This window comes from Sphingobacterium sp. 18053 (assembly GCF_902706145.1).
GTDB classification, from domain to species: Bacteria; Bacteroidota; Bacteroidia; order Sphingobacteriales; family Sphingobacteriaceae; genus Sphingobacterium; species Sphingobacterium paramultivorum.
This window is the reverse complement of record NZ_CACSJW010000004.1, coordinates 295,558-318,456: the sequence shown is the minus strand read 5'-3', so window position 1 is coordinate 318,456 and position 22,899 is coordinate 295,558. Positions and strand designations below refer to the sequence as shown.

Sequence of the window (22,899 nt, the reverse complement as noted above, 5' to 3'; positions counted from 1 at the left end):
TGATGGTTTTTCCATTCAAACTACCTGCTTAAACATTAAATTGATTCAATAAATTATACCTTATATAGGTTGCGTTACTCTTCATCTTATTGAATCCGTGTATTTCTTTTATTTCTATTTAGGTTTTATTTCTGTAGAATGGGTATATGAATAATAGCTAATATTAAAATAATCTTTTGAAAGGTCCTTTTTAAAGTTTGGAGTTGGCTGTTTTACTTTAAATAGCTGATTTGTTTTTATTTTATGAGTTTTTTTGTCGTGTTAAACAAAATGGTTTTTTTAGGGTTATATAGGCAATGAATTGTATTTTTTAAGCCTGTTTAGATATACAGCAATTTGACGGAAGCAACCATGCTAATCCGGAGATACATAAGGGTATACAAGTGCCGACGAGCTGAATAAAATCGTAGCTAAAAGGTTTTAAAAGCGTAAAATTGACAATTAATATTTTGATGTATCATTAATAATACATTTATTTGCCTAATAATCTATTGCAACCGGTTGCAATTTTAAAAAAACTGCCGGTTTAAACGAATTATAAATCAAGTTAATCTATCATTATTAAACTTATGTGGTATTCTGACAAAATCAAACTGGTGACGGCTTCTAAAAAGTGGATTATTCCGCTTGTTGCTCTAGCGACCAGTTATACACAGGTCCAAGCGGCGGCCGCCTTATGCGCTTTAAAGGGAAATAGTAATTTCCTAAATTTTCAACAATCCATTTCTGGGGTAATTAAAGATGCCGCTACGGGAAATCCAATTAGTGGTGTAACAGTTTTAATTAAAGGAACGACTGTAGTAACGCAGACTGATGCAGCAGGGCGTTATACGATTGCAGCTAAGCCAGGACAGATCCTATTGGCTCGCTTTGTTGGTTATGACAATCAGGAGATTACTGTTGGCGAAAGCAAGTCTGTAAACATCCAGCTTACAGCTTCGAGTAACCAAATCGGTGAGGTTGTAGTGACAGCACTGGGTATTATGCGGGAAAAGAAATCTTTAGGCTATTCAACGACCTCTGTCAAAGGGGATCAATTTACCACCGCCCGTGATCCGAATTTGGGGAATGCTCTAAGCGGAAAAGTGGCAGGTGTGAGTGTAGCCGGAAACGCAACTGGACTTGGTGGAAGTAGCCGTGTGGTCATTCGTGGAAATGCCTCCATGACAGGTAACAATATGCCCCTATATGTAGTAGACGGTATTCCATTGGATAACCAGAATCAAGGCTCCGCAGGTCAATACGGAGGCATGGATATGGGAGATGGACTCAACAGTATTAATGCCGATGATATTGAAAATATTCAAGTATTAAAAGGTGCGGCTGCCTCTGCGCTATATGGCTATAGAGGTGGAAATGGCGTTATTATGATCACAACCAAATCAGGCAAAGGAGCACAGGGGATCGGTATCGATTTCAATAACAATGTGACTGTCAATACCATTTATGATTACCGTGATTTTCAGGATATTTATGGTCAAGGTGTACAAGGTACTAAGCCCACGACTGCCGCCGCTGCTAACGATACGTATAATCAAAGTTGGGGTGCAAAAATGGATGGCAGCCAAGCCGTCAATAAATTTGGCAGCAGTTATGCGTATTCGCCTATCGATAACTGGAAGAATTTTTACCGAAAAGGGCTAAGTAATCAAACTTCTCTAGCAGTTAGTGGAAGTGATGAAAAATCCAGTTTCCGACTTGGATTGAATAATGCTTATGAAGGATCTATCCTTCCTAATGCGAAGTCGAATCAACGCGGAGCAAATTTGAATACAACTTATAAAATCACACCAAAAGTACAGCTGGGTATCAATGCCAACTATATGTTTGAGTTTGTGAATAATAGGGCTAATCTTTCGGACGGTAATGGAAATACAAATGCCAGTCTTTTATATCTGGCAAATAGCTATGATGTTCGCTGGCTCGAGCCGGCCGTTGATGAATTTGGTAAAGAACTGCAGCCAGGGAATAATGTTTATTTTAACAATCCTTACTTTCTGCAATATAGAAAATTCAACGAGTCCACCAAAAAAAGACTTACGGGAGGCTTTAATTTGCGCTACGACATAACGGATTGGCTATACGTGCAGGGGGCCGCCACTCGAGATGGTTTCAACCTAACCTTTAAGCAGGTGCAGCCAAAGGGAGCCTCTGCCGATCCTAACGGTTACATCAATGAATACAATAAGGAATTTGAAGAAACCAATTTCAATTATTTAATAGGTTTTAAGAAAAAGTTGAGCGACTTTTCAGTCTCCGCAACTGTGGGTGGAAACAGCCAAAAAACGCGTAACCAAACCTGGGGCACTGACGGTGGGATACGTCCATTTATCGTAGATGGTGTATATAATACAGGCAATGTGGCTGCTGGTACACGTACCTTCAAAAAATTATATGATGAATATCAGGTGAGATCTATCTATGGAACAGCCGATTTTGGTTATAAAGACTTTTTATTCTTGAATCTTTCGGCCCGTAACGATTGGTATTCCACACTTAATCCCGAAAGTAACGGTTATCTGTACCCTTCTGTCAGTTTAAGTTATGTGTTTACAGATCATCTTAAGCTTCCAGATTGGATAAATATGGGTAAATTGAGACTATCGAGAGCAGCGGCTTCAAATGGGACAAAAGCTTATCAAACCGCATTGGCTTATCGGACTTTGTCTTATGAGTTACAAAGTCAGCCTGTTGGAACAATTAACAACGATGTGGTTCCTAACGCTAATCTAAAACCTGTTCGTATCAGTGAATGGGAAGCTGGGACAAATCTTGAATTTTGGGGTAACAGAATGGGGATCGACCTTGCTGTTTATCAAAAATCAACCAAAGATGATATTGTTCGCGTAACGACAAGTACAGGGTCAGGTTATTCAGTCGCAATTCAGAACATCGGTGAGTTACGAAATAAAGGGATTGAAGTCTTAATTTATGGTGATATTATCCGTGCGAATGATTTTAAATGGAAAAGTTCGGTAAATTTTGCATTCAATGATAGTAAGGTTCTTAGCCTTGGCAACCAGAAAAGTTTGAATTTTGAGGGCGGGGTATCAAGATCTGGAAATGCTTCTGTGCAAAATATCGTAGGCCTTCCTTATGGTCAGATTGTGGGTTATAAATATAAAACAGACGCTTCGGGGAATCGCATTTTCGATGATAAAGGATTACCTGTTCGTTCTGATGCGGTAGAGGTACTTGGAAACGGTGTTTATCGCTTTACAGGTGGTTTTAGGAACGATTTCACCTATAAAAACTTTAGCTTGGGAATGCTATTGGATGTTAAGTTAGGCGCAAAAATATTTTCAGGAACCAACCTAAACCTATACGGATCTGGTTTACATAAAGCAACACTTGAGGGGCGCGAAGGCAATATTGTTGGTAAGGGAGTAAACCTAAATGGTGGAACAAATACGACAGCTGTTGATGCTCAAACCTATTGGAAATATGTGGTTGATCAGTCTTTTACAGAGGAGTTTGTTTATGACGCGGGTTTTGTCAAATTGCGTGAAATTTCTTTTGGATATAGTTTGCCCAAACAGATGTTGTCCAAAACACCATTTCGGGCCGCTTCGCTTTCCCTGGTTGGACGTAATTTATGGACAATCCACAAAAATACACCAAATATAGATCCAGAGTCGGCTTATAATAATAGCAATGCACAGGGGCTTGAACTCAACGGTTATCCGATGACACGTAATATAGGTTTTAATTTAAATCTAAAATTCTAAGGTCGAAAACCTAAAAGAATGATAGAGATTTTAGAAATCAGTAAAAGGTAAAGAACTATTAAAATGAAAAAGAAATTATTATATCTTCTTGCTGCGCTTGGATTCGGATTATCCTCATGTAGTAATTTTGGCGACTTAAATGTCGATCCCGAGGCAATAGGAAAAGACAATATGGATTATAAATTGCTGTTTACGAATGTGCAGCAATACGGTTATGGAACGGAGTATGAGGCTTGGAGAAATGGACTGATTTACATCAGTACCATGATTCAGCATACGGCTTCGGTTGAAAGTTACTGGAATGGTGACAAATATACCTATAGCGCTGGATACAACTCGGCATTTTGGGATCGTTTATATCCAAATGGTGTACGTGATGTTGTCGATCTTATGGAAAACTGGAAGGATAAACAAGACTTTTTTCCGGAATACCAGATGGTACGCATTATGCGCGTATTGTTGTTTCACCGTCTAACGGATCTTTATGGTGATGTGCCCTATTCGGAAGCGGGGCTAGCTTACTATCAGGGGAAAGGGTATCCTGTGTATGATACGCAAGAATCCATCTATCTCGATATGTTGAAAGAACTCAAAGAAGCTGCGACTAATTTAAATGGAAAGACATCTACAATAGGCCAAGCAGATATTATTTATAAGGGTGATGTTGTCAAATGGCAAAAATTTGCGTATTCCTTGATGCTAAGATTGGGCATGCGTCTTTCTAAGGTAAATCCTGAAATTGCAAAAACTTGGGTAAATGCTGCGGTAAGCGGAGGCTTGTTTGCCAGCAACGATGAAAGCGCTTTGATTTTACACCCTGGTGCAGTGACAGCCAATAATAGCGCTGAGCCTTTTGGAAAGATTTATGTACACGAGGATCCAAACGCGTATCGTATGAGTGAGTCTTTTATTAATTTACTGAAAAATACGTATGACCCAAGATTAAGGTTTCTTGCAACAGTTGTTGAAGACCCTTCTATCAAAATAGACGATTCGAGATGGTCGAGAGGAGATACGACGGTCAGCAAGCAATTGGGCATGCCAAATGGTTATGATCAAACCACGACAGGTGCAACCTTCATTGGAAATTATGCACTTTATCCTGGGGCAATGAATAAGTATTCTGTAGCCAACAGATATACCTACGCTCGTTTAGACGCTCCGACGTTTCTCGTTACAAATGCTGAAAATCAACTTTTATTAGCCGAAGCAGCTTTTAGAGGATGGATTACAGGTTCGGCCAAAACCTATTATGAAGCTGGTGTGACGGCTGCGATGAAACAGTTTGCACAATTTGGAATTACAGGTATCGATGATGCAGCCATTGCCCGTTATTTAACGCAGAATCCTTTTAGTGAATCTAAAGCATTGGAGCAGATCAATACTCAATATTACATTAATACGTTTTCGGATGAATATGAGTCTTTTGCCAATTGGAGAAGATCGGGGTATCCAGTCTTAAAGCAGGTCAACTATATAGGAAATGCTACGAATGGAACAATTCCTAGACGTTTTACCTACCCGACTGAAGAGTCTACTGTCAATGCTGCAAATTATCAGAAAGCTGTAGCTAATCTGGATAAAGGAGATCAGATGACATCCCGTGTATGGTGGGATAAACAATAATAAGATTGAGGGGTACTAAATTTAGTACCCCTTTTTTATATACAGCGGAGATATACTTTGTAAAGTTTGGTTTTATTTGTCTTTGAATTGAGTATAGTATAGTGCCATAATTGTTTATTACCCATAGCGAAGTGTGAAGTATCTGCAGGCTTTTTGTTTCTTAAAATGGGGATTGGAGAGCAATACGTTCGCAATTGTTGGTCTAAAAAAACGTATCGAAATAGGGCTGTGGTCTATTGCAAGGGCTTTTTCCTATTTTTCACTTTGCGAAGTGGTTTTAAGCACTGTGAAGTAAAATTTTAGAAAAAACCCACTCTAAATCAGTTTAAAGTGGGTCTTATTTTAAAATGTGTCCCCGACGAGATTCGAACTCATATCGTCAGAACCGGAATCTGAAATTCTATCCATTGAACTACGGGGACGTGTCGCAAAGATATACTATTTTCTAGATCTTACAAATAATCTTTGCGATAAAATTCAATCTTTTAGCAGACTATTTTTAATGCCTTTTGTCGTCAGCATTTTTATGTTTCACACTCGTCAATTCTCTGTTTTTTTACACTGGGGCTAATGATTTGTATATGAATGCTTAGCATTCGGATGGTAGTACTGTGGGCTACTTACTATTCCCTTTTATCCACCAGATAAATGGGTTTTCTGCTGAGCGGATTATAAATCCGGCTGATCAAAATTTCTTCGCGTTCGAACTCCACATTGGGAATTACGCGCAGTTTCGCCTGAAAACTATCTTTAATTTCTTTTAATAATGCGCTGTTTTGTTGTTTGGAGGATATTAAAATCCGAATGTCGTCTGTACCGACCGCAGTGCTGGAGATCTCGATCTGATAATGTTCAATTGCGGTGTAGCTGGCCAATACATCAAACATAGCCGGGGGAAACAGTGTTGTACCCTTGTACTTAATCATCTGCTGTTTCCGGCCTTCAACAGGGCCTATTCTATAGGAGTTCCGACCACATGTGCAAGGGCCAGCATGTCGTCTGACCATATCGCCAGTTTTATAGCGCAAAAGGGGCATAGCCTCTATTCCTAAGGTTGTGACAACTAATTCTCCCAGTTGACCATCGGGTACAGGATGGTCATTATCGTCCAATATTTCAGTAATGATTAATGCTGGATGTTGGTGACCACCGGCAAAAGCTTCACATTCTGTGAATGCTGAGCTCATTTCGGTGGAGGCATAAGTGGAGTAGAGGGCAATATTCCATTTTTCCTGAATTCGTTTTGCCAGTTGGTTGTCCTGCAGTTCCGCAGTTCTGAGATTTTCACCGATACAAATGGCGACCTTTACAGAGCTACTGTTGTAGTCTATGTTATGTTCTTCGGCATAAGCAATCATTTTAAGCAGGAAGGAGGGTACGACAACAAGAAATTTGGGTTTAAACTGTTGGATTGAATCCCATTGCATTTGTGGTATGCCAGCCCCAATACGGAGTATTCCGGCTCCAATTTTACGTAGTCCAAGAAAGTAGGCTAATCCGGCCATAAAACGACGATCCAGGGTCGTCATAATTTGTACCCGGTCACCTTTTTTAATACCTACCCGTTGGAAGGAGATCATCTCATTATAAGCGAGACGCTCCAGGTCTGCGTCCGTTAATCCAAATACAACAGGTGTCCCCAGTGTACCGGAAGTTGTGGAGAAGTCGACAATCTCCTCTTCGGGGACGCACAGAAAATCCCAGTTAAACTGCTGCAGCTGTTCTTTGGAAGTCGTCGGCAGAAGGGGGAGATCCTGAACACCGTGGATACGTTGTAAGTCAACTCCTTCACGTTGAAAAAGACGTTTGTAGTAAGTTGAATGTGTATTCAAATAGTTTAAAACATATCTTAGCTTTTCATCTTGATAATGGGTTATTTCTTCAAGACTGGCTTGTTCTATCGTTGGGATCATCGATTATCTCCTTTCTTTTCAATTTTATGAATATATGAAGCAATTTTTTTGCGGTCAACCAAAGTGGTCACTTCGCAGGAGTCGGCCTGTTGCAATTGCTTTAGTGCTTCGTCATAGCGCTTTTGCTCAAAATAATACGTTCCTCTCTTGTAATAGACTGCCCAAAACAGGGGATTGAGCTTTTGATATTCCTGCCATTCCGATTCAGTAATTTCTTGGTCAGACTTCAGTTTGTGGTCTATTATTCGATCTCGTTTACGGTATTCCTCATAATCGCGGTAGGCTTTACTATTTAAAAACGTATCTTGAGGAATATTCAATGCTGTATTGGCCAATGTAGAAGCAGGCTGATGTGCCTTGTTGTCGAAGATTTTATTTAAGTCATAACAGACAAATTCCCCAAGCTGATAGGGGTTGGCTGAGATCCATACAAGGCGTTTTTTGGGTTGGAAAATGACGCCATGATGAGCCAAGAGCTGATTTAAGGCCTTTTCATTGCCATAGCCTATTTCCTTATTTTTTAGTCCATTGCGATCTCTTAGTATAGCCGCAACTTTAGGGGCAGTAAGCTTATCCTGCTGTTGCAACTGCTCTGTCAGCAGTTGGTGTCGATAAACACTGTGGCTTTCTTCAATCTGTTTTTGATTGCGCTTATCGGATTGATAGGTACTGCTCTGAAAATGATTTGTGCATAGCAAGTAATTTGCATTGTCTGATTCAAAAACAGCAAATTTATGTGGCGACATCTCAATTAAGATGGCACGGTCTTCATCTGCAGAACCGATCATAAGTGATTCTGAAATAAAAATAGGATGTTTTTTTGCAATGGCGATGGCTTCCTTAAAATTTCGGGCATATTGGAGTATTTCTCGGGCAACAATAGATATAGGCGTTTTTGCGGCCCAAGGAATAGACGATTTTCCTGCATTGAGTGTAACTGTCAGGCCAGCACTGTTCATGCCGGAGACGACACCAATCATGCCTGCCCAGCCCACGGAGAGAAATGAATAACCAGAATCGGGTTTCACAATAGTGATTAATTTGTTGTGACTAAAATCGTCGCCCGCATAAAAGTCAAAATTTCGCCCGATAATGAGCTCGCCATCTGCAGACTTTGGTCCCCATGCTGCTAAGGAAGAACAGCCAACCAAAGCGAGGTCCTGGAAAGCATGACCCAAGTCATGGGCCCCATGAAGAAAAAGATTCCGCTGATAGGGATCCATAAGGGAGTCGTAGCGAGGAGAAGCATACCGTGACAATCCAAAAATCTCTTTTCTATACGCTATCGGGATATATTTATGGATGTTTCGATTATAGACTTTAGTCAATTTCATCATCCATTTCTGCTTGCGCTGAGAGGGGATAAACTCTTGAATTTTAGAAAAGAAAGCCTTTTCTTGGTAGGCATAAAGCGATTGTGTCAGTATACCCGTTTTTAATCCGAGTTCAATCGGGTTACCGCTGACGTAGAGTTCCCATAAACCTTGTGCGTTATGAAATAGGAAGTTACTGCCTATGCTGAGATAATTGTCCGTAGAGTCGGTCAACCTTAATGTCGGAATCGTCTGCTGTTCGAATTTAGCTTTTTCTTTCAGGGCGCCATTTAGCGCACAAGAGCTAAATAGTGATGCTATCCAAATCGCCAACCAATACTTTTTCATCATTCTCTTTAAATAGATCATCTTCAAATTCTTTTCCAAGCATCATTAAGCAACAGGAGAAGGCTGTAATTGTAACCCCCAATACACCGTGCATCTTGACATTTTGGCCTGTCAGAAACAAGTTCTTAACTTTTGTCTTCGTGGAAATTAAGCTATTCAACGGATGCTTGTATTCTTTCAAATAGCCATACATATTACCTTCCTCGGCCCCGATAAAATCACGGTAGCTTAATGGACTGGACGTGTGAACAGATCGAGCGGCAGCTTTAATATTCGGAAACAATTGTTGGAGTTCTTCGATAATTTCTGCAGCCTTCGCAGCTTTAAAGGCTTCATACTCTTCACCACGGCTACTTAACTGCTGGATAATGGACCGATTGAAAGTCTCATTCCACTGTTGCACTTCGTCCGCAGTCATATAACACATCACGGTCATCGTGCTACAATAGCGTTGATTTTCGCTGTTACAGCTCATGGAAACGACTAAGGGAGATTGCTCCTGATTATACCAAACGGAAGCGATGTTTTTATAATGGTAAATATTATAATTTTGATAGGGGATATAACCTTCTTTACAAACAATGTAAACGGAAAAAACCGAAGGGCTCAACGGTAAGCCTTGTATACGCTTGACATAAGCTTGCTTTTGAAATCTTTCAGGCAGCATGGCAAAGGTATGCCGGAGATTGATATTCGAAACAAATTCCTTTGCATAAATCAGCTCCTGGTCATCGGTGCGTACTGCTTTGATCAGCTGATCGTCCATTTCTACAGCAATGACTTCTTTATTTTTGATGATGTCACCACCATATTTGCGCAATTGGCGGATCAATAACTTGGCAATTTGGCTACCGCCGTTTACACAACGCCAAGCGGACTGAATATAGGAGTTTATGGTAAGCGCATGTACATAGAGTGGTGTACTTTCTGCTTTGGCAACATAAAGGAAGTTCGAACCGACGAGTACAGCCTTAAGGAGTTCGTTATCGGTCAAATCGTCTAAAAAAGACTTCAATGAAATACCGAGTACAGCCTCATTGAATCCAAAACTTTTGCGGAGATTATACATGGGAAATGAATTACAGATGTCCTGTATTTTCTCACAATATACGGTTAAGGCCTGCTTTTCTTCAGGAAAGTAATGCAGCAATTGCTGCACAAAATTTTCATATCCTTGTGCATGTGGATAATTGATCGGATTTCCATCAAATGAAATTCGATCATATTCATCGATTCCCATGCGTTGGATCGATAGATCCTTCATAATCCCCAAATACTCAAAATATTTATACAGATTTTCACCTTCACCCAAACCACCAATGTAATGTACCCCTGTGTCTAAGATTTCTTTGTCTCGCACAAAAGTCTGCAGATTGCCACCATATTGATTGTTTTTTTCAATGACACATACTTTGCGTCCAAATTTAGCAAGGAGAACTGCGGTAACAAGGCCTCCTAGCCCTGAACCAATGATGACGCTATCGTAGACTTTATCCATTCGTTCTTCTTTTTAATACGCAACTGTATTGATCTTTAAATACTTCTTCAAAACCAATGTAATGCGGCTTTTCTAGGAAATCATAACATACAATAGTATGTATCGAATCGCTGATTTCAACCTTTTCATCGTTACTGCCCCAGATCAGTACATCGAAACGCAATGTGGTTTCGGTCGGCTGATTTAGATAAGTCAATTTACGTTTATGCTTTAGATACGTATTGGCCGCAATAGCACGTTTTTCGGGATCACGGATATAAGTCTCTACCTGTCGCTGCGCCTGTTGCATGGTCAACAAAAAATCAATATGACCAAAATCGTTTCCAATATGCAAAATTTTTGCATTTGCTGCAATGAAATTATTCCAGGTTGTATAAGACTCTTGATGAAGGTCAAAATCATTTAGGCTTAATTTTTCGATTTCCGTTTCTTTATACCGATAGTTTAAGCTTATTTTTTCTCTAAAGTAAGTCGGACCCTCAAATTGCTTTCTGATATCAGCGAACTGTTGTTTGAATAAGCGACTGATCGTTTTACAGCGTGCAGAATAATTGTCCCCAAACTGTTGGTCGGTAGGTCGAATTCTTTCGCCTATGACCGTACTGAGTGTTCCATCATAAATAACAAAATCTCCTTTTGGACAAACATCGGCAGCACCGTGTATATAAATAGGGAGTATATCCAACTGCAGCTGTTCGGCAATATAGAATGCGCCTTTGTGAAATCGTTGTACATCATTTGTTGCCGATCGCGTTCCTTCTGGAAAAATCGCAATCGAATACCCTGCATCGATACGTTGCTTTAAGATGTTTTTCGATTTTTCTAAATCGTCGTCGAGCATTAAAAAGCCTGCACGCCTAACCACACGACCAAAGACCGGTGATTTGTAGACCCATTCGTTCGTAACAAATACGCACTTTGGCAATAAACGCCCAATAAGAAGTGTATCTAATAGCGAATTGTGATTGGCTATAATAATCGCGGGTTTTTTGAAGTCTTCGTCGTGCGCGTTGAATTGCTGTTTCTTGACAAAAGGGTTGGACTTCAATACAGAGTCTCCAAAACGAGACATTACGCGTGTCATCCAAGCTCTATTAGAGATCAAACTAAAGAGAAGGCCTGAAAGCATACTTCCGATGATATAGTAGCTGAACGAAAACGCTGAAATCAAGCGCAGACGCAAACTAAGCGGAGATAAGCCTTGGGAAGGCCTGCGGCGAAATACAAACCTAAAAACGAGCGGGTAAAGAACAAAAGTGTTTAAAACCGCTGCTGTAACACCGAGTAGGGAAACTGCTGAAATGGACCTTAATGCCGGGTGTTTAGCGAAAATTAATGCACCGATGGCTAAAATTGTCGTTAATACGGCAAGCAGAATAGACGTGCGGTACGTAGGCATTTCATCTTTGCCGGTACTGTATTCTTTTTGCAGGGCTGCGGTCATAAATATGGCAAAGTCTACACCGTGACTGAATACAAGTGTGCAGACAATGGTACTGAAAATATTAAATTCGAGGTGAAACAGGCCCATGAGGCCCCCCGTAACCAAGCCTGTTAACACAATAGGTACCATGCTTATCAATGTCAGCTCGATGCGGCGAAATGACAACCAAAGAATAACAAATATGGCTACAAAGCTATAATTGACCAAGGTGTTGAAGTCATTGACAAGCTGTCCCAAAAAGGTTTCATTCATTTCTTTGCGATCAATGACAACGGTGCTGCCATTATTGAACTGCTTAATCAATTTTTCCCGGTTTCCTTCTGCCGTTTTTACAATGGTATTTGCGGTGAAAAAGCCATCTTTGGAACTGATATACTCGCTCAATATTCCATTGTTGAGTTTCTGATAATCATCCCATGTGACGGTCGAAAATTTTTGATCCAAAAGGGAGAAGAAAGCTTGATAAGCAGTTGGTTTGAAACCAAAAGCAGCGCTAGAACGGATAAGATTCTCCCGGATTTCCGTTTTACGGACATCTGTCCAAAAGGAATTCCACTGGGCAATTTTCGCCTCCTGATCCTTTTTCGATAGAACAATTTCACCAATGGAATTGATAGCGATCATGCCTGTATCTTGTTGTAATCTGCTATACAATACAGAATTAGCTGAAAGAACCTGGTCGATATTGTTACCATAGTTTATCAGAAATAGCGACTTATTTTGCTGTTGTGCTGAATTTTCAAGTTTGTATTCGGCTTCTTGCAGTTCTTTTGGGAAGAAATTTAGTGCAGATAAATCTTTGTTGAATCCGACTTTCCAAAAGGTAAACAAGCTCACTATCAACAACAGGTAGCTGAATATTTGTAAGGGTTTATTCCTTTCAAAACTGAATGCGGAAATCCGATCGATGAGATGGTTTTTATCATCCGAGGTTTTTATATTCGGTTTATAGATATGTGGGATAAGAATCAAAGAGAATACTCCCGAGAATAGGATGGCAATGAACGCAAATATTCCCAAATCCTTTAAAGCCTCCGAATTGACGAAGAGCAGGCAAAGAAAAGATACAGCTGTAGTGCCCGCACTCATCAAGATTGGCTTAGTGATTTCTTTGTAGAGGTGTTTGATATCCTGAGTTTGCTTGAAATGCGTCATGATATGCAGCGCATAATCTATGGTAATGCCAATTAATACTGCAGCAATGGAGATTGAAATAGCAGATATTGTACCCCGCAGAAAATAAAGAAATGCGAGCGCTAGTAAAGCCCCAAAAAGCGAGGGAACAAAGATGATGACCGGAATTTGCACTTTCTTGTAAAAGAGAATCAAAATAAGCATCAATAAACTCATCGAAATAAGGATGGTCGTTTGGATATCTGTTTTGATTTGCTTTGCATTGGCGACAGCAACCAAAGATGATCCGAAGTAGCTAAGTTTTGTTTTTTTTAAGTAGACCTCGTTTAACTCACTTTTCATTTTGTCAAGCCTGTCGACGAAAATCGCATTATGCGCTGTTTCCGAGCCTGAATATTTGGGATTAATAAACAATAACAGCTTGCTTGAATCTTTTGTAATAATGTAGCCATTGTAAAGTTGAAAATCGCCGGCAATACTGAGCTTTTGGAATTTTTTAAGCGCCATAAAGCCAATCCCTAGGGGATCTCGTTGTATAAAAGATTTTGCAACGATACTCGTAGGCGAAATTAATGCAGCATAATTGGCTTCAATTACTTGCGCTATGCTATCACCTGGCAGGTAGCTTGCTATGGTTTTGTAATCGTTCTCGTCCAATAATGTCGGCAAATGCTGGTATACAAACTGCATGGTACTTTCCATTTCCGCATCACTAATTTGCCCTTGTATACTATGATAGTAGGGGGCAAGCGATACGATGCTATCGGAAAAGGAATTAGCCATTTCAACCATATCGTCAATTGAAGCATCTTTTTCCCGTTCAATAATGACACTTATTTTATCCGAAAATTTAAGTTGGGTCAATATTTTGGCAACCTCATTTGTCCGTTCATTTTGAGGTATAATCCGTGTAATATCTTCTTCAAATTTTAGTTTTAGCGCGAAATATCCTGTTGCGACCAAAAAGAGCAGGGCAACTAACCAGGCGATATAAGGTTTCTTCTTGAAAAATAGATAAAGCTGATAAAAATAATGCTGCATATTAACGTCGTTGATTAAACCGCAATAGTGTAAAAGAGGAAAGTCCAAACAGGACTGCAGCCACTAAAGCCAAAGCGAGACTACCCAGTACATATTGTAAAAAATGTTCGGATATAGCTTGAAAATCGATGTGGCTATAATCCAACAAAGGTTTAGCACTGGATATAAATAACTTTCCTGTTTGTATCGATCCCCAAATAATCAATGGGATCATAGGGGGGATACTGACATTTGAAAAGGCAAAACAAAGACCTTTATTAAGCCTAAAGACAGAGGCGAGAAAAATTGATAAAAAAGACTGAAATCCCCACAAGGGGGCAATCCCAATAAACACACCCAATGCAATCGAAATGGATTTAATAAAATCCGAATCGTGTGTTCCTAGAATATCTTCTTTTAGAAAATCCTTAAAGCTTTTTTTTTTGAAACTTCGAAAAGCGTCTCTTGGAAATATATAGAGTAGACTAATCAAAACTAAGAAGGTGTTAAGGATGCTAATTCGTGTGAAGTCCTTAAATGGTCTAAAATGCGAAACTCGCTCTATCGGATCGTAAAGTATCTTGATCGGTACATTCTTCACGGCAATGTCTTTCCATGCTGAGCGTACAATTACTTCAATTTCTAGCTCGAATTTGTTGGTATATAGTTTTTTAGGTATGCGGTCAAGAGGGTAAAGTCTGTATCCTGATTGCGTGTCAGCAAGTTTTGTCCCTGTTTCAAACCAAAACCAAAAATTGGAAAACTTATTACCGAAACTGCTTTTTTTTGGTATGCCGGCTTGATCCATTTGGCGCTCACCAATCAATAAAATATTTCCGTCACTTTGGTTGAGTGCGTCTATAAAAGTTGGAATGTCATCGGGAAAATGTTGCCCATCCGAATCGATGGTGATTGCATACTGAAATCCCTGTTTTCTTGCCGTATCAAACCCTATTCGTAAAGCTTTGCCCTTACCTGAATTCTTTTCCAGGTGCAGCACCGTAATGGAAGGGTAATTTGCTAAAATCTTTGCTGTTGCATCCGTCGAACCATCATTGACTACAATAATCTGTGTGGTATAGGCCAAAACCCCATCTAAAACTCTTTTTAGCGTTTTAGCATTGTTGTAGGTGGGGATAAGTACACATACAGCTGTAGGAATAACAGATTGGCTGAAGCTTGGCGAATTGATCATGGTTATACAACAGGATAAGTGCGGCAAAAATTGAGTTCCATTTTAAGTGCAAGGGTATCATCGAAAGAACAATTGGCCTTGATCTGTATGGTTTCGGTTTCTTGAACCGCCAATTCCAATGTCAGGATGGGATGAACGGAAGGATCTATAATGGCATAAAAACGAATGTTTTTGGCAGACCGCATTCGGAGTTTTGCCTGCAGTAAATCTTCGGTTATATTTTTCATGATCTGTAACATACATACACCTGGTGTTACTGGTCGCCCCGGAAAATGCCCGTTAAAAATCGGATGATCGGGATGAATACCTATCTCAATTAAATATTTCCCATCTTCACGTACCTGACTATTGTGTATCGTATAAAAGTCTGTTAAAACCATGTTTCAAACTTAGATAAATTACCTTTTATATGCAATATAATAGCATAGCATAATAAAAGTAATTGAAGAACTTAATATAGCGGAAATACGGCTTTGTTTATTTTTTATATATAGTCTTATGTATCATGTCGCTTAAAATGGAATATTTACAAAATCCATTTTAAGCTTGATACCATGATGTTTTATATTAAAGCTGTCAAGTTTCCCCAGAGAATCTGGTTTGAATTGAATTTCAAAAGCTGTTTTGTACTTGGATGCCATTTCGATTTTGGTTAAGGTGCCTTGGTCATCTATCTTAAGAAAATATCGTTTGCCGTTATAGATACTTAAAAATTGATTGGTTATTGAGTTTTGATAATCAGGTCTATAAGTTGTTTGTGTTAAAGCTCTAAAATCCCTCACTAAGGTGTGAAGGATTATCTTTCTGTCGAGATCTTGCATGACATAATTGACCAAATGTTGGTCTTTGGAAATCGTTATATCAAATAAGGTATTCCCCAGATCAGAGGTAAGTACAATACGATGATCGTCCTGACTGATTCTTTTGGCGACAAACATTCCTGTCATCTCTTTTCCATAAAAGCGAATTGTAGCCCGATATAAGCGCTCTTCATTTAACCTGGCAAAATAGGGGTTTTGAACAAGAGTGTCGATTGCACCATAGTTTTGTTTACCATTTGGGTAGTAAACCTTACATCCTGTCAGAAGAACTAAAAGTAACAGACTAAAAACTGAATAACGCATCGCTGATTGGTTGGTTGATCTGCTTGTTTTTGAAAACTATTTTTGTATAATCTTTAGAGGGTTCTATCAACTGGACTTCCGAAACTGTAGATTGTTGATCATTAAAATACAATACGATCGTTTGAATATAAGCCGATAGCTCTTTTGTTTTAGGTGAAAGCTTCGCAATGCGTTGATTTCGATTTTTGTGAAAGGTGATCGTAAAGTCGTCGGCAGCAAAAAGATCTCCACTGATGCTGCCAATAATCATTTTATTGATTTTCTCGAACTTTTTATTGTTGCCAAGGTCGACCTTATTTTTTTTACCTTGATCATTTACCAATACTTTATTGTCTTTAAAAAGAATACCATATTGGATCGGTGTATTGTATTTCCAAAGCAGCTTGTTTGGGTTTTTCAATAACATGGATCCACTGGAGGTAATCTCTTTAGAAAGAAAATCCAAGTGCTTATATTGGACAAAATCTGTTTTTAAGGTTTTTATTTTTTGTGCTTCCGCTACAACGGTTTGTTTAAAACTAGTTATTTCAGCGCTTGACATAGCTGTTTCTTGTGCTTTGGTCAGCGCAATGTGAAATACAGAAACAAGGAGTAGAATGAGCTTAGTTTTCATATACTTTTTGATTTAAGAAATCTTCTAAATTTACGGCTTCTAATTTGTTAACCTTTAATGCTATTAATAAACTTTTAACGATATGTACTGTTTTCTCCGATGTATCATGTAAGAGAATGATACTGCCGGGACTTAGTTTTTTTGCAATGCGTGCAAAAATCTGATCTTCAGTTAGACTTAAAGTATCCAAGGAGCGGATGTTCCAACCAATGGATTTCAACTTGCAATCGTGCAATGCTTTTGCAATATGTGGATTGCTGACACCAAATGGAGGCCTGTAAAGCAATACTTTTTTTCCTGTTGCTGTTTCAATGGCATGATTAGCTTCATTTATCTCTGCAACAACTTGTCCGCTTGGCAGAAACCCCATCTTATTGGGATGATTCATGCTATGATTGGCAATGACATGGCCCCTTTCAATAATTTGCTTCGCTATCATGGGATACTTGACTACCTGTGTGCCAATACAAAAAAAGCTGGCTTTTGCTTGATATTGATCCAGTAAGTCTAATATTTCCAAGGTAAAAGGCGTAGGACCGTCATCAAAAGTGATCGCAACTTGCCGCACATTTTTTCTTACGCTTGTTGTCGATTGCATAAAGAAATTTAGGCGGAGATCAAATGCTCCCCAGGAAACTATTCCAACATACAGAATCAGCACAATAATCAAAGGAGAATACAGTTGATCGTTTTTCCAGATGAATACCGTCATCAGAAAAAGGGCAAGACTCACGTATGTTGTGTTTTTAAAATTTAGCATCTCGATAACAGCATTAGACTGTTTTGGTCTCCAAAATTACAAATCAGTACATGTTGAAAAACACCAGTCTTATTTTCAGTTGGACTCTCCATCGATCGAAAGGTTTGATTATCCAATTGCTTTAAAGCCAAATCGAATGCAAATACAATATCTGTGTCAAAGTATCCTACCTGCGATTGATAATTTATTTTAGCTAACTCGTCGAAGGCCTCAGCCTCCATTTCCGATGGGGTTTCCGGCTTTGCCGAACCATAAATGACCAAGTCAAGCTGCTCGGGAGATAGCTTGTTTTTTTTTAGAAATGTAGCTAGTTGAGTTTCTGGCCGTAGCTCTTCTGTTGGATGATAAATTACCATGTCAACCAATTCGCCAAGGGTATGTTGATTCTTTTGATTGGAGAAAATAAAGAAACCGGCACCTTCCGTCTGCGGGATTCCTGTTGTTGTCGGTTGATCTGTTGTATTGGCTATGGTCTCGCTGATGTCGATACTGATGTCTGAAAGTTCGTCAACGGCACCGACCAATAAAGTTTTCCGTTCGTTCAGCACAAGTTGTAGGTAGGCATCAAATACAGTCGATTCAAATGATACACGGCCCTGTGAATAGGTCATATTATAACCTGTATTTTTGATCAAAAGGGCAATTTGACCGGCAACGGTATTGTGCGTCGACTGGATAAATGCAGTCGGTGATAAAAACTCTTCTTGTTGAACAACAATGGACTGTAAGAATTTATCGGAGTCTATTAGACAGCCTTTTCCACTTCCAACGAGGATACCGTCCAGCTCACTGTGATCAATCTGTTGCAGTGCTTCCATAGCACATATAATTCCCATTTTTACAGCTTTGGACATTCGCCTTGCACTGTTGGGCGATAGGATCTTACTGTCTATTTTAGGTAGATCAACCTTGATCCAATTTTCTGGACTATTTGGTAGGCTAAGGTTGTTAACGCATATGCTTGCGGCATTAATATATACTTTATGCATGCGAAAAAATTAAGCTTGAACAATTGCCACCAAATCCAAAGGAATTGCTGAGTACATGCCGGATATACATACGCTGGTGTTCAGCGAGCGGCGGCAACGCAGGCTGTTCCATGATATTTTCAAATCTTAAATTAGCAAAGGCCAGTTGATGCTGAATGGCGAGTAGTGCATATATTGCCTCAATACCAGCTGAAGCTCCCAATGTGTGTCCAGTATATGATTTGGTTGAACTAAAGGGTGGTATCGTATCGTTAAATAATCGCTGTATCGCTGTTGCTTCTGTTCGATCATTATTTTCGGTCGCCGTTCCGTGCGCATTGATGTAATCAATTTCGCTAGGTATCAACTCTGCCATTTTTAGAGCCTCTTGCATAGCGAGATAAGCACCTTCACCGTTATCTGAAGTTGAGGTTTGATGAAAGGCATCATTGGCGTTGCTGAAAGCGTTCAGGTAACCTAATATGGGCTTCTTTGTGTTTTTTAAGGATCTTGTAGATTCAAGTACTAAAAAACCTGCACCTTCACCCAAGTTTAACCCCTTTCTATTGCTGTCAAAGGGGCGATTAAGTTGGTCGGACAGGAGCATTAAGCTGTCAAATCCATTGATTGTAAATTTTGATAGCGCATCCGATCCGCCTACTAAAACCCGATCTGCACGTCCCGAGCGCAAAAGTCGAGCCCCAAAGCCTATGGCATTAGCTGCCGAGGAACATGCTGTACTAATAGCCGTCACATAACCATTGCTGCCCAATATTTTGGCCAATATGGCACTTGAATCCCCAACATCCCGGCGTTGTATGAGTGTGCCGGTCTGTTGTAAATGCGGGAAATGCTGTTCAAAAATATCCATTCCTGCAACGGAAGTCCCCAGAACAATTGGCATATCAGCTGCTGCTGTAATACCAGCCTGAGACATGGCTTCTTTTGCAGCAATTGCGGCAAGTAGGCTGGTTCGGGAACAATAGTGGGGTACTTCAGTACCTAATTTTTCAATTAATGCTTCGTTCGTTAACGACACTTCACCAACAAGCGTGTGATGTTGATGTTTTCCCGAGATATGTTGAAGCGGTTTGATACCATGCTGTTTCTGGAGCAAAGAATGATAGTTTTGCGCGACATTATTTCCAATGGCGGTAATCATGCCCATTCCAGTAACAGCAATAGCATTTTTCATGTTTTATTTCGTTCTATTTTCTGAAATATAGGTTGCCAATGTTTCAATGGATTGAAAAATAGTCTTTCCGATTTTTGGATCAGTGACTTTAATACCATAATCCTTATCCAATAAAACAGTCAGCTCCAATGCATCAATAGAGTCTAGTCCTAGGCCATCTCCAAATAATGGCGCCTGATCTTCAATTTCATCTACGGTGACTTCTTCTAAGTTTAAGGCTTCAATGATTTTCGTTTTTAATTCCGATTTCAACTCTTCCATTCTTTATTGTGTTAGTTGTCTTACGACATTTAAATTATGTGCTACAATGCCTGTTTTTTCCACAAGATACAAAACCAATTTATAGTTTCCTTCCATATAATCGACCCAACCGCATAGTACCTTTTCCACTCTGCTGGAATTTAAGAGGTAATTGCAGTAATTTACTGCAAGTTGACTGTCGAATTGCGCTGAAACAAAAAAGATATTTTCCGTTTGCAGGTTATGCCTAATCGCAATTTCACCCATACAGACATTGGGAAGAGTATATACAAATATAGCAGGACTGGGATAGTACTGCTCCTTGTCTGCGATGGTATTGAGGTGCTTTAAGTCGGTATCAAGGCTACTGTGCCTATTCGACAAGACAATACCGATATTCTTTGTTTTTTCCTCTTTCAATAGTAATTCAGCCCCTAGCCAAGCTAATTTGCTGAGGTTATCCATCTTGAAAAACTTCGGGTAAGTCGTTTCTAGTGAATAGTAAAATGCTTTTGAAAAAGTAGCAAAATCTGAGGATATTGCTGCTGAAATCTGTTCACCATTAACATATACGCCTTGTGTATCGATGCGGCAATGCCTGCTGATTTGATAGTGTTGTTCCATGCTTATCGTAACTCCCTTTCAAATAATATGGCTGTATTTGTACCAGCAAATCCCGATGCTGTTTTTAAGCAGCGAATAAGAGGTTGGGGTTGTTCCAATAGTTCAGTGACAACCGCTAGAGGTAATGAAGTGCCTTGTTTTTGATAGCCTAAACTGGGGAGTAGTACATTATTTCGTAAGCATTCCAAGGAAATAATACTCTCGATGAGCCCAGCGGTTCCCAAGGTATGACCGAAGTACCCTTTTAAGCTATTGATCGGTTTAGTGGCTAATCCGGAATGATGTATGGCCATAGCTTCCATTTCATCGTTGTAAATTGTGGCTGTTCCATGTGCACAAATAAAATCAACAGATTTTGGTTCTAATTTGGCTTCTGCCAATGCAGATGCGATGCTAAGCCTCAGTCCTTCGCCTGTACGCGATGGTCCTGAAATGTGATTTGCGTCGTTGATTGAGGCCTCGCCGGCGATAAAGAATTCTTGATCTGTTAATTGTTGGCCCGTGACATGAATTGCTGCCGCTGCTTCGCCGAGATTTAGGCCCTGTCTAAATTCGTCATAGGGTTTACATACTGTGTTACTTAAGGCCTGAAAAGACTTAAATCCTGAAACGACAAATTCACTGACCAGGTCTCCAGCAACGATAATGGCATCTTTACAATAATCCATCTGTATAAGTCGTTTAGCGGTCGAGATGGCCTGTATACCCGATACACAGGCATTGCTAATGATTATCGGAGGCCGTTTAAAATCAAAAAAATCGGCTATTTTTTGAGCGAGTACCGGTAGGCTTGCTGCAACAATATCGTTTGCTCCGCCTGCGCATTGCGCGATATTGCCCTTGGTTGTTGAGACGATTAATTCAGTCTCTTGTGTAATAACAACTGCTTTGACAAGAGGTACTAATGCGGCTATCATGAGCTTTTCTAGTTTTGAGAATGCCGCATCGAAGGGGAGCTGTGTGTCCTGCAGCAACTTGTTTAAATGCTGATCCAATTGTTCTTCTTCAACAATAGCGGCGTAAACCTCTCTATGCAATTCAGCGAAGTCGGTCAACTTGATTCCTGATTTGCCGCGAATAAGGGCATTCCAGGTGTCTTTCAGATTATTACCTATGGGGGATACACAGTTGTATGGGCCTAAATACACCTTTTTCATTTGCTGACAAAATCAAGCCGATTTTTCCATTGCTGAAAAAAGTCCGGCGTATACAACTGTAAGTTTCCTGAAGAATCTAAAAATACCTGGATCGTTTCACCTAGGCAGACAACCTGATTGTTGTCATTTAGGATGCGGTAACGATAAATAATCTTTGCTGCTTTGGTATCCAATAGGGATGTTTCAATACGCGCATTGTCACCATATTTTAATGGGAGTTTATGTTCGCAGGTACTCTTCACGATCGGTGTTGTATAGCCATGGCCATGAATATCTAGATAGGTCATTCTGTGTTCCATGCCGAAAGATTCTCGGCCATCTTCAAAATAACTGATGTAATGGCCATGCCAAACTATCCCCAACGAATCGACTTCATTGAAACGTATACGTAAGGGGCTTGTCCAAGTAATTTGATTGACTTGTTCAGTTCGTTTATTTTTTGCCATAATCATGAAGAAGCTATTACACTTTTTATTTCAGCTTGAGCGATCTGTCGATCTCCTACAAAGCTTTCTACGGAAACGAGCGTAACCCCCATAAACTCTTGTAGAATCGTTGCTTTGGTCAGCAATTTGTCTCCAACCTGAGGGAAGGAATCTATTGAAATACTTTTTATTGTACCGAGATAACCTATAGGTGCAGTTTGTTGTTTGATATAAAAGCTATAGCCAGTATGTAAAGCAATGGATTGCGCCATGTGTTCAATAATACCCGCTTCCAATAATACACCATCTTCCACAAAAATATTATCTTCTTGAACAGTTAAACCTGCTGCCACTGTCTTTTCGGTGAAATCGTACAGGCAGTCAATCATAACCATCGGAGCACGATGAGGTAATAAATCCTGTAAAAATATGTTATCGACTATTGGAAATGGGGCAGCTGTCATTTGTCTAAAAAAGTTCCTCCAAAGGTACTAATTAAAAGATGAAATCATAGGTTTCAAGTAGCGCAAAATTGCTTTTGATCGGTTTTAGTACAGCGCCTCTGCTGTGTTGT

Annotated in this window: 18 protein-coding genes and 1 tRNA gene; 2 read left to right on the top strand and 17 right to left on the bottom strand. The window is 39.7% G+C overall.

The genetic code is table 11. The features are described 5' to 3' along the window. The first annotated feature begins 569 nt into the window (after positions 1 to 569). On the top strand, positions 570 to 3,728 hold the full coding sequence (locus GVK91_RS11195; protein WP_159728752.1) for a SusC/RagA family TonB-linked outer membrane protein: 3,159 nt from the start codon (positions 570 to 572) through the stop codon (positions 3,726 to 3,728). A gap of 63 nt (positions 3,729 to 3,791) precedes the next feature. After that, the gene (locus tag GVK91_RS11190) at positions 3,792 to 5,354 is read left to right on the top strand and encodes a SusD/RagB family nutrient-binding outer membrane lipoprotein (RefSeq protein ID WP_159728750.1); all 1,563 of its coding nucleotides are present in this window, start codon (positions 3,792 to 3,794) and stop codon (positions 5,352 to 5,354) included. 350 nt (positions 5,355 to 5,704) lie between these two features. On the opposite strand, the gene GVK91_RS11185 is transcribed toward GVK91_RS11190, so the two are convergent. The 17 genes from GVK91_RS11185 to GVK91_RS11105 all read right to left on the bottom strand — a co-directional run bounded on the left by GVK91_RS11185 (position 5,705) and on the right by GVK91_RS11105 (position 22,789). Then, a tRNA-Arg gene (locus tag GVK91_RS11185) sits at positions 5,705 to 5,776 on the bottom strand. Between the two features lie 201 nt (positions 5,777 to 5,977). Further along, positions 5,978 to 7,267, bottom strand: a complete 1,290-nt coding sequence (locus GVK91_RS11180; RefSeq protein ID WP_159728748.1) for a phenylacetate--CoA ligase family protein — start codon at positions 7,265 to 7,267, stop codon at positions 5,978 to 5,980. Continuing rightward, a complete protein-coding gene (locus GVK91_RS11175) occupies positions 7,264 to 8,931 on the bottom strand; it encodes a C45 family autoproteolytic acyltransferase/hydolase (RefSeq protein WP_200845596.1) in 1,668 nt (555 codons plus the stop codon). Before GVK91_RS11175 ends, GVK91_RS11180 begins: the two co-directional genes overlap by 4 nt. Beyond that, on the bottom strand, positions 8,885 to 10,426 hold the full coding sequence (locus tag GVK91_RS11170) for an NAD(P)/FAD-dependent oxidoreductase (protein ID WP_159728744.1): 1,542 nt from the start codon (positions 10,424 to 10,426) through the stop codon (positions 8,885 to 8,887). Before GVK91_RS11170 ends, GVK91_RS11175 begins: the two co-directional genes overlap by 47 nt. Further along, positions 10,419 to 14,045, bottom strand: coding sequence for a 1-acyl-sn-glycerol-3-phosphate acyltransferase (locus tag GVK91_RS11165; RefSeq protein WP_159728742.1), 3,627 nt, complete (start codon positions 14,043 to 14,045; stop codon positions 10,419 to 10,421). Before GVK91_RS11165 ends, GVK91_RS11170 begins: the two co-directional genes overlap by 8 nt. 1 nt (position 14,046) lies before the next feature. Then, the gene (locus tag GVK91_RS11160) at positions 14,047 to 15,219 is read right to left on the bottom strand and encodes a DUF2062 domain-containing protein (protein ID WP_159728740.1); all 1,173 of its coding nucleotides are present in this window, start codon (positions 15,217 to 15,219) and stop codon (positions 14,047 to 14,049) included. Between the two features lie 2 nt (positions 15,220 to 15,221). Then, the gene (locus GVK91_RS11155) at positions 15,222 to 15,599 is read right to left on the bottom strand and encodes a 3-hydroxyacyl-ACP dehydratase (protein WP_159728738.1); all 378 of its coding nucleotides are present in this window, start codon (positions 15,597 to 15,599) and stop codon (positions 15,222 to 15,224) included. A gap of 132 nt (positions 15,600 to 15,731) precedes the next feature. Next, complete coding sequence (locus GVK91_RS11150) at positions 15,732 to 16,343, bottom strand: hypothetical protein (protein WP_159728736.1); 612 nt, start codon at positions 16,341 to 16,343, stop codon at positions 15,732 to 15,734. Further along, on the bottom strand, positions 16,324 to 16,956 hold the full coding sequence (locus GVK91_RS11145; RefSeq protein ID WP_075991961.1) for an outer membrane lipoprotein carrier protein LolA: 633 nt from the start codon (positions 16,954 to 16,956) through the stop codon (positions 16,324 to 16,326). Before GVK91_RS11145 ends, GVK91_RS11150 begins: the two co-directional genes overlap by 20 nt. After that, positions 16,946 to 17,716 (bottom strand): polysaccharide deacetylase family protein, encoded by a 771-nt coding sequence (locus GVK91_RS11140; protein ID WP_153847432.1) that lies wholly within the window; start codon positions 17,714 to 17,716, stop codon positions 16,946 to 16,948. Before GVK91_RS11140 ends, GVK91_RS11145 begins: the two co-directional genes overlap by 11 nt. Further along, positions 17,710 to 18,705, bottom strand: coding sequence for a beta-ketoacyl synthase chain length factor (locus tag GVK91_RS11135; RefSeq protein WP_159728734.1), 996 nt, complete (start codon positions 18,703 to 18,705; stop codon positions 17,710 to 17,712). The genes GVK91_RS11140 and GVK91_RS11135 overlap by 7 nt, the downstream gene beginning before the upstream one ends. Then, positions 18,698 to 19,879, bottom strand: a complete 1,182-nt coding sequence (locus GVK91_RS11130) for a beta-ketoacyl-[acyl-carrier-protein] synthase family protein (RefSeq protein ID WP_159728731.1) — start codon at positions 19,877 to 19,879, stop codon at positions 18,698 to 18,700. The genes GVK91_RS11135 and GVK91_RS11130 overlap by 8 nt, the downstream gene beginning before the upstream one ends. 3 nt (positions 19,880 to 19,882) lie before the next feature. Next, positions 19,883 to 20,140: a phosphopantetheine-binding protein gene (locus GVK91_RS11125; RefSeq protein WP_075991965.1), complete on the bottom strand. Its 258-nt coding sequence runs from the start codon at positions 20,138 to 20,140 to the stop codon at positions 19,883 to 19,885. A 3-nt stretch (positions 20,141 to 20,143) separates the two neighbouring features. Next, entirely contained in the window at positions 20,144 to 20,743 is a 600-nt protein-coding gene (locus GVK91_RS11120; RefSeq protein WP_145328533.1) for a 3-oxoacyl-ACP synthase, read from the bottom strand. 2 nt (positions 20,744 to 20,745) lie between these two features. After that, entirely contained in the window at positions 20,746 to 21,900 is a 1,155-nt protein-coding gene (locus tag GVK91_RS11115) for a beta-ketoacyl synthase N-terminal-like domain-containing protein (protein ID WP_159728729.1), read from the bottom strand. Further along, entirely contained in the window at positions 21,897 to 22,346 is a 450-nt protein-coding gene (locus tag GVK91_RS11110) for a thioesterase family protein (protein WP_200845595.1), read from the bottom strand. The genes GVK91_RS11115 and GVK91_RS11110 overlap by 4 nt, the downstream gene beginning before the upstream one ends. A 2-nt stretch (positions 22,347 to 22,348) precedes the next feature. After that, the gene (locus GVK91_RS11105; protein WP_159728725.1) at positions 22,349 to 22,789 is read right to left on the bottom strand and encodes a hypothetical protein; all 441 of its coding nucleotides are present in this window, start codon (positions 22,787 to 22,789) and stop codon (positions 22,349 to 22,351) included. Positions 22,790 to 22,899: the final 110 nt, after the last annotated feature.

Bases quoted from the DNA above. Each gene is read 5' to 3' on its own strand.
- GVK91_RS11165 (WP_159728742.1), bottom strand. From the start codon at position 14,045: ATGCAGCATTATTTTTATCAGCTTTATCTATTTTTCAAGAAGAAACCT.
- GVK91_RS11110 (WP_200845595.1), bottom strand. From the start codon at position 22,346: ATGGCAAAAAATAAACGAACTGAACAAGTCAATCAAATTACTTGGACA.
- GVK91_RS11145 (WP_075991961.1), bottom strand. From the start codon at position 16,956: ATGAAAACTAAGCTCATTCTACTCCTTGTTTCTGTATTTCACATTGCG.
- GVK91_RS11180 (WP_159728748.1), bottom strand. From the start codon at position 7,267: ATGATCCCAACGATAGAACAAGCCAGTCTTGAAGAAATAACCCATTAT.
- GVK91_RS11150 (WP_159728736.1), bottom strand. From the start codon at position 16,343: ATGCGTTATTCAGTTTTTAGTCTGTTACTTTTAGTTCTTCTGACAGGA.
- GVK91_RS11135 (WP_159728734.1), bottom strand. From the start codon at position 18,705: ATGCATAAAGTATATATTAATGCCGCAAGCATATGCGTTAACAACCTT.
- GVK91_RS11140 (WP_153847432.1), bottom strand. From the start codon at position 17,716: ATGCTAAATTTTAAAAACACAACATACGTGAGTCTTGCCCTTTTTCTG.
- GVK91_RS11175 (WP_200845596.1), bottom strand. From the start codon at position 8,931: ATGATGAAAAAGTATTGGTTGGCGATTTGGATAGCATCACTATTTAGC.
- GVK91_RS11195 (WP_159728752.1), top strand. From the start codon at position 570: ATGTGGTATTCTGACAAAATCAAACTGGTGACGGCTTCTAAAAAGTGG.
- GVK91_RS11190 (WP_159728750.1), top strand. From the start codon at position 3,792: ATGAAAAAGAAATTATTATATCTTCTTGCTGCGCTTGGATTCGGATTA.
- GVK91_RS11155 (WP_159728738.1), bottom strand. From the start codon at position 15,599: ATGGTTTTAACAGACTTTTATACGATACACAATAGTCAGGTACGTGAA.
- GVK91_RS11170 (WP_159728744.1), bottom strand. From the start codon at position 10,426: ATGGATAAAGTCTACGATAGCGTCATCATTGGTTCAGGGCTAGGAGGC.
- GVK91_RS11120 (WP_145328533.1), bottom strand. From the start codon at position 20,743: ATGGAACAACACTATCAAATCAGCAGGCATTGCCGCATCGATACACAA.
- GVK91_RS11130 (WP_159728731.1), bottom strand. From the start codon at position 19,879: ATGAAAAATGCTATTGCTGTTACTGGAATGGGCATGATTACCGCCATT.
- GVK91_RS11160 (WP_159728740.1), bottom strand. From the start codon at position 15,219: ATGATCAATTCGCCAAGCTTCAGCCAATCTGTTATTCCTACAGCTGTA.
- GVK91_RS11125 (WP_075991965.1), bottom strand. From the start codon at position 20,140: ATGGAAGAGTTGAAATCGGAATTAAAAACGAAAATCATTGAAGCCTTA.
- GVK91_RS11115 (WP_159728729.1), bottom strand. From the start codon at position 21,900: ATGAAAAAGGTGTATTTAGGCCCATACAACTGTGTATCCCCCATAGGT.
- GVK91_RS11105 (WP_159728725.1), bottom strand. From the start codon at position 22,789: ATGACAGCTGCCCCATTTCCAATAGTCGATAACATATTTTTACAGGAT.